Annotated in this window: 12 protein-coding genes and 1 tRNA gene; 8 read left to right on the top strand and 5 right to left on the bottom strand. The window is 46.6% G+C overall.

Features of this window, described 5'->3' with window-relative positions; genetic code table 11:
• Window positions 1–346: hypothetical protein (locus A1D16_RS14920; RefSeq protein WP_290710907.1), on the bottom strand; the 346-nt coding region annotated here is incomplete at its 3' end.
• 750 nt (window positions 347–1,096) lie between these two features.
• On the opposite strand from A1D16_RS14920, the gene A1D16_RS14915 reads away from it, so the two are divergent.
• From A1D16_RS14915 to A1D16_RS14900, 4 genes are read left to right on the top strand one after another with little or no spacing between them, the layout of a single operon-like run.
• A complete protein-coding gene (locus A1D16_RS14915; RefSeq protein WP_290710905.1) occupies window positions 1,097–1,627 on the top strand; it encodes a sigma-70 family RNA polymerase sigma factor in 531 nt (176 codons plus the stop codon).
• Complete coding sequence (locus A1D16_RS14910) at window positions 1,624–2,403, top strand: HEAT repeat domain-containing protein (RefSeq protein ID WP_290710903.1); 780 nt, start codon at window positions 1,624–1,626, stop codon at window positions 2,401–2,403. Before A1D16_RS14915 ends, A1D16_RS14910 begins: the two co-directional genes overlap by 4 nt.
• A 19-nt stretch (window positions 2,404–2,422) precedes the next feature.
• Window positions 2,423–3,193 carry a DUF4097 family beta strand repeat-containing protein gene (locus tag A1D16_RS14905; RefSeq protein WP_290710901.1) on the top strand — a complete coding sequence of 257 codons (771 nt, stop codon included), beginning with the start codon at window positions 2,423–2,425 and terminating at the stop codon, window positions 3,191–3,193.
• A 23-nt stretch (window positions 3,194–3,216) separates the two neighbouring features.
• On the top strand, window positions 3,217–3,894 hold the full coding sequence (locus A1D16_RS14900) for a DUF4097 family beta strand repeat-containing protein (protein WP_290710899.1): 678 nt from the start codon (window positions 3,217–3,219) through the stop codon (window positions 3,892–3,894).
• Between the two features lie 4 nt (window positions 3,895–3,898).
• Here A1D16_RS14900 and A1D16_RS14895 read toward each other — a convergent pair whose 3' ends face one another.
• The 3 genes from A1D16_RS14895 to A1D16_RS14885 form a co-directional block, all read right to left on the bottom strand.
• A complete protein-coding gene (locus A1D16_RS14895; RefSeq protein WP_290710897.1) occupies window positions 3,899–4,756 on the bottom strand; it encodes an acyl-CoA thioester hydrolase/BAAT C-terminal domain-containing protein in 858 nt (285 codons plus the stop codon).
• Window positions 4,757–4,818: 62 nt separating this feature from the next.
• Window positions 4,819–5,397 carry a Crp/Fnr family transcriptional regulator gene (locus A1D16_RS14890; protein WP_290710895.1) on the bottom strand — a complete coding sequence of 193 codons (579 nt, stop codon included), beginning with the start codon at window positions 5,395–5,397 and terminating at the stop codon, window positions 4,819–4,821.
• A 94-nt stretch (window positions 5,398–5,491) separates the two neighbouring features.
• On the bottom strand, window positions 5,492–5,728 hold the full coding sequence (locus tag A1D16_RS14885) for a hypothetical protein (protein ID WP_290710892.1): 237 nt from the start codon (window positions 5,726–5,728) through the stop codon (window positions 5,492–5,494).
• 211 nt (window positions 5,729–5,939) lie between these two features.
• Between A1D16_RS14885 and A1D16_RS14880 the strand changes: the two genes are divergently transcribed.
• The 3 genes from A1D16_RS14880 to A1D16_RS14870 are packed head-to-tail and all read left to right on the top strand — an operon-like array spanning window position 5,940 to window position 11,416.
• A complete protein-coding gene (locus A1D16_RS14880) occupies window positions 5,940–6,674 on the top strand; it encodes an Error-prone repair protein ImuA (RefSeq protein WP_290710890.1) in 735 nt (244 codons plus the stop codon).
• A 1-nt stretch (window position 6,675) separates the two neighbouring features.
• Window positions 6,676–8,175 (top strand): DNA polymerase Y family protein, encoded by a 1,500-nt coding sequence (locus tag A1D16_RS14875; RefSeq protein ID WP_290710888.1) that lies wholly within the window; start codon window positions 6,676–6,678, stop codon window positions 8,173–8,175.
• 16 nt (window positions 8,176–8,191) lie between these two features.
• Window positions 8,192–11,416, top strand: a complete 3,225-nt coding sequence (locus A1D16_RS14870; protein WP_290710886.1) for an error-prone DNA polymerase — start codon at window positions 8,192–8,194, stop codon at window positions 11,414–11,416.
• A 518-nt stretch (window positions 11,417–11,934) separates the two neighbouring features.
• Here A1D16_RS14870 and A1D16_RS14865 read toward each other — a convergent pair.
• A tRNA-Leu gene (locus A1D16_RS14865) sits at window positions 11,935–12,018 on the bottom strand.
• Between the two features lie 226 nt (window positions 12,019–12,244).
• Between A1D16_RS14865 and A1D16_RS14860 the strand changes: the two genes are divergently transcribed.
• Window positions 12,245–12,451 (top strand): redoxin domain-containing protein (locus tag A1D16_RS14860; RefSeq protein ID WP_290710884.1); only part of this gene is annotated, 207 nt, incomplete at its 3' end.

The following is a 12,451-nucleotide window of genomic DNA, read 5'->3' as shown; positions in this document are numbered from 1 at the left end:
GTTCAAAGGTTTGATAGCAGACCTTCCAGGGCCCGAGAGGTGTTTCAAAATTGAGCAACCAGTCTATTCCATAACCCGTATTGTAGGCGTTATTGGCGATCCACCAGTTGGCCAGTGTTCCGTCTCCCCGAACGTATAACTGCCCGGCTGCAATTCCACCGACCGGCATACCAATTGTTTCCAATTCTTTTCCTTTGTACGGTTTTCTCTCTTTGCTCCAAAGCGCTTCTTTCCAGGTTTCTGGTAGGTTTTTGTTGTACGGAACTTTGTGACTGGGATCCAGTTGTTGGGCATTGGAGGTTATAACCAGGCACTGAAGACAAAATAGGGATAGCAGCAATCTCATAAGTACTCGTTTATTTAGCAACCTGAAATTATGCTTAAACGTTTAAACTGACAAGAATTAATCGATTCTTACGAAAAAGGAATAAAAAATTACGGAAAAAGTATGGTTCTGGACGGTGCTGAATAGCGGTGTTTATTTCCTAAAATTTGATAATCGACCAGGGCTTTGCTCACCCTGCGACACCCTATATATAGTAAAGCGCAGGCCGGCAGAGGCCGGTTGAATTGCTCAGTTCCTGCCTTGGATTTTATCTGTTTTGGAGCGTTCGATTATTTCCACGTTTTTTACATTCACCTGCCGGGTAGTGCTCGCAGTACACCAGTTGCTTTAACGGTNGGGCGAGGGGGCTACTGATACCAGTTCATTTTCGCGGGCTTTTTGTCTTTTCGGCTGCCCGCTGCTTTTCCTGCAGCTCTCTTGTTCTGCCGCTGGTTTTTCTTACCGCTGCTGTTTTTCTCGCTCCTTTTTCTGCTTTTCCTGACAAATTCGGCTGATGGTGTCAATGCAGGATATATGACCCGATTGTTCGGTTGCTGCCTGGCAGTACACGAATAGCGATGCCCGCAATAAAGTTCGGATAGGCCTGGTAGTTGGTAGATAGGAGGCCTAAGAATTAAATATTTTTATTAATTAATTAATGGCTGATAATCATCAATCTATTTAAATATTAAAGCAAAATAAAAAAAATAAGCTACCCGCTGTAACTTTTTACCACCAATGGAGTATTTACAATAAACCGATTACAAGAGCTTGAAACATTTAACGGATGAGGAATTGATGAGCCGGGTTGCCGGAGGTGAGCTGGACAGCATGCGCCTGCTATTCGACCGCTACCATGCCTGGATTTTCAATTTTTTTCTCCAGAAACTGCGTAACCGGGAATTGAGCGAAGATCTTACCCAAAATACTTTTTACAAAGTACTCAAAAACCGTAGTTCCTATAATGGTGGCAGGTTTGTTTCCTGGATTTTTCAAATAGCCAGGAATCTGGGAAATGATCATTTCCGGCAGGCCAAAAACCTGCAGGCTACAACGGCCCTTGAGGAGGTGGAAGAGCTGGCCGACATACCGGATACGGGGGAACAGGTGGCTATTCTGCAACTGGCAATGCAGCAACTGGGAGAGGCGGACCGGGAATTATTAATCCTGAGCCGGTTTAAAGGAATGAAATATGCGCAGATTGCAGCTATAACGGGCCTGTCTGAAGCTGCGGTACGTATCAAAGCCCATCGCGCAATAAAAAAATTACGAACGCTTTATTTTCAAACAGCAGAGGTATGAATTGTATAAAAACGGAAGAGAAAATAATCGATTACCTGGAAGGGGGTTTACCTGATGCAGAAAAACTAGCTATTGCAGCGCACCTGCGGCAATGCCCTGCTTGCCGCACCGTTCTGGGGCAAACCCGTGGTTTCCTGGAACGGACAGACAACCTGCATTGGGAATCGCCTTCCCCTGCGCTCCGCGAATCCTTTGAAAGGATGCTGGCCGATGAAAAACAACAACAGTTAGCAAAAGAACCTGTACGCATCGGTTTTTCCTGGAAAACAGTGCTTCGTGTAGCAGCGGTTTTACTACTCATAGCTGGCAGTTATTGGGTCGGTACCTATAGATCCGGTAAGTTTTCCGATACCCGCATCAGCCAGATGGAGAACCAATTGCAGGAGCTGAAAGCAGAAATGACCCTGGCCCTGCTGAACAATCCATCGGCCAGTAAACGGATACAGGCAGTTAACTATTCAGAAGAATTGCAAACCCCCGATAAAAAAATACTGCAGGCCATTATTACCCGCTTGCACAGCGATGAAAATGTGAATGTTCGGATGGCAGCTGCAGAAGCCCTCTGGAAATTCAAACAGGAAGAACTGGTAAAACAGGCACTTATCCGCTCGCTTGAAATTGAAAAAAATCCGGATGTCCAGATTCTCGTAATTCAGTTCTTAACGGAAGCGCAGGAAAAACGCGCCGTTCAACCCATGAAAAAACTACTGGTACAACCCGATCTGGAACCCTATGTGAAAGACCAGCTTAGCAATGGTCTGAAAAGAATTATTTAACTATTTAAGAAATCTAAACATGATCAAACAGGTACTATTACTGGCCCTGCCGTTATTGGCTGCCTATAACTTCGCCACCGCTCAGAAGTCATTTAAAAAATCACTTAGCGGAATTACCCGGGTAGAAATCCACTCAGAAACCTCTATTGAACTATCCAAATCGTCTGGTAATGAATTGGTATTGGCACCAAACGGGCTGTCTGATAAAGAAGACGAAAAAGCAAGTGGTTTAAAGCCTATATACCCGGGCGGAACCGACAATACTGGCATAGGATTTAAAATGGAGCAAAAAGGAGCAACACTTATCTTAACCGACCTTCAAGCACATTTTAACAGGAGTGGACTGGTTATTCAATTGCCCTCCACAGTTTCTCTTATGCTGGATTGTGGTAGTTTGGGTAATGCAGTAATTAATGGCTGGACAGCAGAGCTGGAAATAAAAACAAATGTGGGAGAAATTAACCTGGTAAATGTAACCGGGCCGATTACTGCCCATAGCTCAACCGGTACCATTAAAGTAAATTTCAGCCAGGTAAACCAGACCGCTCCCATTTCCATTGCATCCTCAACGGGCGATATTGATGTAACCCTTCCCGAATCAGCGAATGCTTCTGTTGAATTAAAATCAGTTATTGGAGGTGTTTTTTCCGCCTTTGACCTGGTTCCTGCAAGGCAGGATGGCCTCAAACCAATCAGTGGACACAAATCCATTGAAGGAAAAATCAACAATGGCGGCGTTAAAATCAGTTTGCGCGCTTCTACCGGAAATATTTATCTCAGAAAAAAATAAATTAACTGTATCAACTCCTTCATATGAAAAAGAGTATACTCATTGCCTTTTTTAGTGTATGCACAATTGCAGTTTTTGCACAAAAAAAAGTTACAGAAAACTATAAGTTAGCGCTCAATCAATCTATTCAGCTCGACCTCCGATTTGCAGAAAAAATACAGTTACAACAATGGGATAAAAATGAACTGGGTATCAGCGCCACGGTTGATATTGACCGGGGCGCGGGTAATGATGCGTTTAAGCTGAAAGCTACCAGCAGCGGTAACAGTTTTATTGTAAAGGATGACTATGGGAACTATCTCGAACAACGAAAAAATACCCATACAAATATTGAAATCAGTTATGTTATTTATGTGCCGCAAAATGCAGCAGTATTTTTAAAAAGCATTTCCGGAAACCTGGAAGCACCCCGATTCATTGGTCAACTAAAAACAGAACTGGTGTCCGGCAATGTGGAAATAAAAAGTTACCAGGGAACCTTAGAACTTAAAACCGTTTCAGGTAACCTCGATATTGTTGTTTCCAAGGCAGAGGTGGATGCCAAAACAGTTACGGGGGTTATCTACTCCAACCTGGATATTGCTATCCCCGAAAAAGAGAAGCGGGGAGTGGGGTCACATATACGCGGACAAGTGAACGATGGAAAAGACCTGTTACGGCTGGAAACCGTATCCGGAAATATTTATATGCGAAAAGGATAAAGGCTTAGGGAGCAGGTGGCAGGGTTTCCAATAAAAAGCTGAATATTCGATCAAAATGACGGGTGGGTTCTGCATGGCCCCCTTCATAAATGACCAGTTCATACGAATAGTTAAATTGATGTGCTTTTAATCGGTTGATCATTTTTTTACCCATATCAACCGCCGGTATGATTTCATCCTTATCTGCAGCCATCAATAAAATTGGACCATTGATTTTTTCTACTGGTATCAGGGCTTTTTGTTCTGCTAAACTATCCTGCAACATGGCTTCAAAAGTACCCCGCAGATCTCGTTTTAAGAGGAAAGGAGTGGCTGCTTCATTCATGGGAATAAAAGCTAATTCCTTTCCTTTATAGGTCCAGCTGGAACTGGTGAAATGATGGGTATGGCCCGGAAATACGGCATGGCTGGCAGACAGGGCTATTACGCCTGAAATATCCGGATAATAACTGGCTATTAACAGGGCTAGATCGGCACCGCGTGATCCTCCCATCAAAATTATTTTATCGGCGTTGATCCCCTTTTGCTGTTTGGCAAGGTATATAGCAGCATACACTTCTTCCAGTGCAATTCTATCAAGTATAGCAGGTGTTCCGTTTAATCCAAAATAACCGATGGCCAATACTGCGTATCCTTTGGCAATAAATTCTTCCCTGGTTTTTTGCCAATACTTACTAGCCCAGGCATTTCTTCCTTCAGAACCACCGAATCCTACCAATAGAGGTTGCTTATTACCCGTTCCTTTATAAAGAATTGCCTGTACATTGGGTGTTTTCAGTGTATCCGGGCGAATTGCCTGGGAATAACTACTACTATGAAAAATGGATAATAGAACGCTTATAATTAATGCGGCTTTTTTCAACTGGCTGTTTTTTACAAAGCTGGAGTTTATTTCGCTACAAGTAATTGACCTGGATCAAATAATCATTTTTGCGCCCGGATTCTGCTCAGTGTTTCCTGGGTAATGCCTAAATAGGAAGCAATCATGCCCAATGGAATACGATGGTGAATGTTCTGGTAGGTGACCATGAAGTGATCGTATTTTTCTTTTGCAGAACTGAAACGGAGCGAAGCTATCCGTTCTAATAGGTGGCCAAAAACCGTACCCATTGATAACCTGGCATAGCGTTCCATTTCGGGGAATTGGTCAAATAACTCAACCAGGTCATCTACCTGCAGGCAGAAAGTTTCTGTATTTTCAATTGCATCGAGGTAATAAATATCTTTTCTTCGGGTTATAAAACTTTTGGGCGAATTACACCATTCATTCTCTGCCGGAAAAAATTCACTGATTTCTTTCCCGTCTTTCAGGTAATAGCCCCTTGCCAGTCCGGATACTATGAAATACGAATAGGAACCTACTTTATTGGCATCCTGTATCAGTGTTCCTTTTGGAAAGGATTTAAATACTAGTTTCAGCGCTAATGCGGTCCTTAATTCATCTGATAGCCGGATATATTGCTCGAAATGATGGAACAACTGTTCCAGGGGAGGTTGTTCCATCTGGGCTTTTGTTGAAAAATTAATGCATTTGGGGTTCAGTGTTGTAAGTTACTATATATACAAATGGAATCAGGATAAGGCTCTTCGTATATACTCAGCAACTGCATTTATTTTTGGCAACATAGGTCTTTTTACCCGAACTGTTTATATAATAACAACCGCCGGAAGGACCTTTGTATAATTGCTTTCCATTGTATAGTCCACAACCAGCCGTTATGGAGTTGCCCGGGGTGTCTGTAGCTGATCCGGAGGGGGTAGGATCCGTTTCCAGTGGTGCTGTTTTACCGCATGAAAGCTGTAGTAATAGGAGAATGTAAATAATACTGCGCATAATAGCATTATTTTATTGTGCCGAATTTAGTACTGCATGTAAAAGAAAATTGATGGTTTCCCGTAAGCAATAGACCGAACCGCTTAGGTAATGCGGTCTTTTTTGCATCCATCGAATACGAATGCATCTGGAGAATCAAAAAAAGAGCAGGGGTGGAAATACTATTATTTTGGCAGTTATTTGCTAAATAATTTAGTATTATATTTGTTGTGTGAACCAGGTAACCGACGATATCAGAACCCGCCTGCAGCAGGATATTTGGCGTATGCAGGGGCAGCGACCCGCCAAGGATCTGTTGGCCGGTAAAGTGGCGTTGGGGCCGATATTGGAGGCTTTTCCCCATAAGGTATTTCCTACCGGGGCGGTGCACGAGTGCATTACCAAGTCAGCTGCGTCCACTGCTGCTACAACGGGCTTTGTGGCGGGTATCCTAAGTGGGTTAATGTATAACAGCGGTCCCTGTGTCTGGATCAGCCCTGCGCCCCTTTTGTTTCCGCCTGGGTTCTGCTCTTTTGGAGTGGAGCCGGATCGCCTGCTTTTTGTACAGGTAACCAATGAAAAGGAGCGCTGCTGGGCCATGGAAACCTGCCTGCAAATGGAAGGCCTATCTGCCGTGGTGAGTGAACTGCCCGACCTTAGCTTTACCTCTTCACGTAGGTTGCAACTGGCGGTAGAAAAAACCGGGGTCACCGGTTTTATCCTTCGTCCCGGGGTAGGTTCTCCGCAGGCAACGGCTTGTACCGGTCGCTGGCAGATTACGCCCCTTGCAAGCTATCATCCAAACGGAATGCCGGGGGTAGGATTTCCCTGCTGGAACGTGGAGCTGCAAAAAATCCGCGGTGGCAAACCGGGTACCTGGCAACTCTTGTGGATGGATGGCCGGTTCCAGGAACGGCCTGCTGCTTCGGTTCTTCCTTCACAAACGCGTTGGCGGAAAATCGGGTAGTATGCAGCGCATCCTGGCCATATGGTTTCCGCACTTGCTGGCGGAAGGCATGATTCGCCGCCGGCCGCATTTAAAAGCCCTGCCTTTTGTGCTGGCTGCCCCGGATCGTGGTCGAATGCGGGTTACTGCTGCCAGCATTCCTGCACTATCGAAAGGCATTTACCCAGGTATGGCGGTGGCCGATGGCAGAGCACTTGTAGCCGGGTTGACGGTCATGAATGCCGAACCAGGCCAAAGCCAGCAATTACTCACTGCTCTGGGATATTGGTGCATTCGCTATACTCCAACTGTGGCGGTTGACGGGTCAGACGGACTACTGCTGAACATCAGCGGTTGCGCCCATCTTTGGGGTGGAGAAGTTCCATATGCGTCCACGATACAAAACCGGCTGAAAGCATTTGGCTATACCACCCGCTTTGCCATAGCAGGTACAGTGGGGGCGGCATGGGCACTTGCCCGGTATGCTAAACAACCTGTTGTGCTTGCTCCGTCTGGTGAAGAAAGAGCAGCTTTATGTTCATTACCACCCGCAGCATTGCGATTGGAACCTGCTACGATTGAACGCCTGCAAAAATTAGGCTTAACCACCATCGGGCATTTTATGGATAGAGGGCGGTCTATCCTGCGCCGCCGCTTTGGGGTGGGGTTATTGGACCGGTTAGACGAAGCGCTGGGCTGGAAAGCCGAACCGCTGCAACCCCTACAACCAGTAGAACCATTCCAACTGCGGTTGCCCTGCCTGGAGCCCATTGTTACCCGGAGCGGAATTGAGATCGCCCTTGAGCAACTGCTCGATATGCTTTGTCAACGCCTGGCAAAAGAAGGCAAAGGATTAAGGAAGGCGGTGCTGAACGCCTACCGCGTGGACGGTGAAGTACAGTCCATTGAGATCGGCACGCACCTGGCTTCCTGCCAGTTGCGCCATTTGTTTAAACTGTTCGAACTGAAAATTGATAGGATAGAACCAGCGCTGGGCATTGAACTGTTTATTCTGGAAGCGACCCAGGTAGAGAAGGCCCGGTTTTCGCAGGAAGCGCTGTGGCATCCTACCAGCTTGCAAGATGCCCGGTTGGCTGAATTACTTGATCAACTTGCCGGTAAATTGGGCCAGGGGGTGGTGCGGCGGTACCTGCCGGCAGAACATTACTGGCCAGAGCGATCCTTTACCACGGCAAAAGACTTAGCCGAGCAGCCTGCCACCCACTGGCAAAAGGACCGTCCCCGGCCGGTGCGGCTGCTACGCCACCCCGAACCCGTAGAAGTGGCGGCGCCTATCCCGGATTACCCGCCGATGCATTTCCGGCACAAAGGCCAGTTGCATACCATCAAAAAAGCAGATGGACCTGAGCGCATCGAAGCAGAATGGTGGATACAGGAGGGCGAACACCGTGATTATTATGTGGTGGAAGATGAAACCGGTGCCCGGTTCTGGTTGTTCCGGCTCGGACATTACAGCGGCGACCAGGCACATCAGTGGTACCTGCACGGTTTTTTTGCGTAACAGAAAAGAATACAATATGCCGTACACGGAATTACAGGTGACAACGAATTTTAGTTTTTTACGCGGCGGTTCGCATCCGGAAGAACTTGTGGCACAGGCAGCTGCTTTGGGGTATTCGGCAATTGCGATCACCGATCACAATACGCTTGCCGGTGTAGTACGGGCCCATACTGCCGCCAAAGCCAGCGGAATCCGCCTAATTGTTGGTTGCTGTCTTGACCTGCAAGATGGTCCTTCACTGCTGGCATATCCCACTAACATAGATGGGTATTCGCGGTTGTCACATTTACTGACCATCGGTAACCTGCGTACGGAGAAAGGGCAGTGTGAATTATATAAACAAGATGTATATGCGCACAAAGAAGGAATATTATTTGCGGTGGTGCCGCCGGCAAAGTTGAATGCCAGCTTCGATTATGATGATTTGTTCAAGCGATCTTTAGAAGCATACCAACAAAATTTAGTAGGGCAATTGTATTTAACCGCCACCCGATCGTACCAGGGAGATGATATTAAAAAGCTCTATCGGCTTGCGGAATTATCGGAGTGTTACCAAATACCTTTACTTGCTACCAATGATGTGTATTATCATGATGGTGATCGCAGACAGTTACAGGATATGCTTACCTGCATCCGGGAAAAACGCACCATTTATACGGCGGGTTACCTGCTTTGCCAGAATGCGGAACGCTTTTTAAAGCCGGAAAAAGAGATGTTGCGCCTGTTCCGGCAATACCCGGATGCCATCAGCCGCACACAGGAAATTATGCAGGCTTGCCAGTTTTCGCTCGATGAACTGAAATATGTATACCCGCAAGAGATTACTACCGAAGGGCGCTCGCCGCAGGAGCAATTAGCCTACTATGTTTGGCAGGGCGCGAAAGAAAAGTTTGGCGATAATATTCCCAAAAAAATCAGCGCCTCTATTGAATTCGAACTGGATTTTATGGAGCGGAAAAACTATGCTGCTTATTTTTTAACGATCTACGATTTTGTACAGTTTGCCAAGGCTAATAAAATTCTCTGCCAGGGGCGTGGATCGGCTGCCAATTCGGTGATCTGCTATTGCCTGGGCATTACGTCGGTGGATCCTTCAAAATTTAAGTTGTTGTTTGCTCGCTTTATGTCAGATGCCCGCGATGAACCCCCGGATGTGGATGTAGATTTTGAACACGAGCGACGGGAGGAAGTTATGCAATACATATATGGAAAGTTCGGCCGCGACCGTGCCGGCATAGTTGCTACGGTTACCCAGGTGCATTACAAAGGCGCAGTGCGCGATGTGGCAAAGGCAATGGGCCTTTCCGTAGATATGATCGATTTGCTGGCAGGTTGCAGTGGCACCCACGACGAAGGGGTACAGTTGCAGCGCATCCGCGAAGCTGGGTTGAACCCGGATGATCCGCATTTGCGAAAAGTATTGGAATTGACCCGGCAATACATTGGCTTTCCCCGCCAACTGGGCCAGCACACCGGCGGTTTTGTCATTTCTCAAAACAAGCTATCCTATTTGTGCCCGATCTTAAATGCAAGAATGAAAGATAGGACCAACATCGAATGGAACAAAGACGATATTGATGCACTTGGACTATTAAAAATTGACGTATTGGCGCTGGGTATGCTAACCTGTATCCGTAAATGTTTTGATCTGGCGAAGCAGCAGTATAATCTTGACCTTACGCTGGCCAATGTTCCGCAGGATGATCCCGCGGTATATGATATGATTTGCCGAGCCGACACCATTGGGGTGTTCCAGATCGAAAGCCGGGCACAGATGTCTATGCTGCCCCGGTTGAAGCCCCGGTGTTTTTATGATTTAGTCATTGAAGTGGCCATCGTGCGGCCGGGTCCAATCCAGGGAGACATGGTGCATCCCTATTTACGACGCCGTGACGGAAAGGAACCGGTAGATTATCCCTCCGAAGCATTAAAAGACATATTGGGAAGAACGCTGGGGATACCGCTTTTCCAGGAACAGGCCATGGAAATTGCCATTGTGGCAGCAGGATTTACTCCGGCAGAAGCAGACGCATTGCGCCGAAGCATGGCAACCTTCAAAGCACAAGGCATGGTCAAACAATTTCATGATAAGCTGACCCGTGGTATGTTGAAAAACGGCTACAGCCAGGAATATGCAGAAAGGGTTTTTAAGCAACTGGAAGGCTTTGGTTCCTATGGCTTTCCCGAAAGCCATGCGGTAAGTTTTGCGCTGCTGGTTTATATATCCAGTTGGCTGAAATGTCATTATCCCGATCTATTTGCTTGTGGACTGCTCAATAGCCAGCCAATGGGCTTTTATGCGCCCGCTCAACTTGTCCGCGACGCACAAGACCACGGGGTAACCGTGCGGCCGGTAGACATCAATCATTCCCTGTGGGACCATTCACTGGAAGAAAAGCAGGGCCGCTATTTCGCACTTCGATTAGGGTTCAGGCAGGTAAAAGGGCTAAGAGAAGAAGATATGCATGTACTTGTAGCTGCCAGGAAAAAGGCGTTTACTACCCTCAATCAATTATTAGACGCAGGTATTCCTCTTCCTGCCCTGGAGAAGCTTGCTGAGGCCGATGCTTTCCGTTCGATGGGGCTTGATCGGCGAACCGCTATCTGGGAAATCAGTGCACTTGCCGATCATCCGAAAGGTGTTTTTACCGGGCAGCCTTCGGAGAGTAGCCTGGAAGAAATGGAAGCCCTTCCTGCCATGACTACAGCCGAGCAGGTTATCCTGGATTATGGCAGTCTTTCTCTTTCAGTAAAAGCGCATCCGTTGAGTTTTCTACGGGAGGCGTTGACCCAGCAGGGCATTACGCCTGCAAAAGACCTGATCAACCTGCCGGATGGGAGCTTTGTACAGGTAGCTGGCCTGGTACTTATGCGGCAACGCCCGGGTACAGCCTCGGGTATTTGTTTTATTACGATCGAAGACGAAACCGGCAGTGCCAACCTGGTGGTGTTCCGCCAGCTCTTTGACCAGTATCGAAAAGAAATTTTACAGGCAAGGCTGCTACAGGTAACGGGCAAACTGCAACGAGAAGGCACCGTTATTCATGTGGTGGTGCAGCGCTGTGTGAATGCGTCTTCCTTGCTGCGGCAACTGGTCGGTCCGGCTAGCAAAGAGCCGCCGGCATTTCCTTTATGCCGGAGTGATGAACAGGACGGGGCGTTGCATGCACCGGGTGGCAACCGCGATGCGGCCAAAAAAATGATCCAGGGCAATTTGTTTGCATCGCGGGATTTCAAATGAGCGGTAAAAGGATCTTCCAATTCCAGTTGAAATTTTCCGTTTACTTTTTTGGTACAATACAGAATTCTGCGGGTGGAATAAATTCTAAGGTTCGAGGATATCGCAAAATTATTAATGCCGGCTAATTAATGTAAGCCGTTTCTTAAAGTACCAGGAAGGTATATGAAGTATTTCATATTTTTCCTGCCTTGCCAGATTATTGGGGTGGGAAAAGAAAATAGGCGGTATGGTGAAATTCTGTCAAAAATAGGAGCGTATAAAATCAGCAAAAGGTTTTCTGAAAGAGGAAAGTTAAGTATGGGTAGTTTTCTTACCTGTATTTACAACGAACGAGAGAGGAGTTTTTTTAATATATCTATTTGGTAAAAAAGCAGTAGTAGTATAAAAATAAGTTCGTTTCTTTCTTTCAAATCAGTGGCCCCCAAATGTCAAAAATTGCTAGTATGAAATCGGATGGCAAATTGTTGAAAATTATAAAGGCCACAATAAAGTGGCCTTTATAAAAAAATGAAATCTTGTGCCCAGAACAGGAATCGAACCTGCACTCCCTTGCGAGAACCAGATTTTGAGTCTAGCGCGTCTACCAATTCCGCCATCTGGGCTTTTACCGGTATAGTGGCACCGGAGCGGTGCATTAACCGGGTTGCAATATTACGGTAGCAAAGAGTTATAGCCAAAATTTTATTTACAGCAGGATTTTTTTGGCACAATGAGCCGGAGCAGGAATTTTCCTATCTTTTTTAACAACATGCGCAAATCTAACCATTTGTCGGCTGGCCGACAGTTTTTGCCGGCAGCAGCCAGTAGTTTTATCGAAAATTTAGACCTATGCGAATTGTACAACTGCTGGTAGCTTTGCTGTTTTTCACCGCCACTTATGCCCAGCCCAAAGGCCTGCAAACAGGAACCCCGGCACCCGATTTTACCGCAACTGATCAACGGGGAAAAAAACAACACCTTAAAACACTGGCTGAGAAAGGCCCGGTGGTGCTTTTTTTCTACCGCGGACAATGGTGCCCGTACTGTAATAAACAG

Origin of the sequence: Flavihumibacter sp. CACIAM 22H1 (assembly GCF_001601815.1) — a bacterium.
Lineage (GTDB): Bacteria > Bacteroidota > Bacteroidia > Chitinophagales > Chitinophagaceae > Flavihumibacter.
Note: the sequence above shows the minus strand (reverse complement) of the source record. Positions and strands in the feature narration are given on the sequence as shown.

What these genes read in the sequence shown, in the direction of transcription:
- A1D16_RS14900 (WP_290710899.1), top strand. Translation starts at nt 3,217, where the DNA reads ATGAAAAAGAGTATACTCATTGCCTTTTTTAGTGTATGCACAATTGCA.
- A1D16_RS14905 (WP_290710901.1), top strand. Translation starts at nt 2,423, where the DNA reads ATGATCAAACAGGTACTATTACTGGCCCTGCCGTTATTGGCTGCCTAT.
- A1D16_RS14870 (WP_290710886.1), top strand. Translation starts at nt 8,192, where the DNA reads ATGCCGTACACGGAATTACAGGTGACAACGAATTTTAGTTTTTTACGC.
- A1D16_RS14910 (WP_290710903.1), top strand. Translation starts at nt 1,624, where the DNA reads ATGAATTGTATAAAAACGGAAGAGAAAATAATCGATTACCTGGAAGGG.
- A1D16_RS14875 (WP_290710888.1), top strand. Translation starts at nt 6,676, where the DNA reads ATGCAGCGCATCCTGGCCATATGGTTTCCGCACTTGCTGGCGGAAGGC.
- A1D16_RS14885 (WP_290710892.1), bottom strand. Translation starts at nt 5,728, where the DNA reads ATGCGCAGTATTATTTACATTCTCCTATTACTACAGCTTTCATGCGGT.
- A1D16_RS14890 (WP_290710895.1), bottom strand. Translation starts at nt 5,397, where the DNA reads ATGGAACAACCTCCCCTGGAACAGTTGTTCCATCATTTCGAGCAATAT.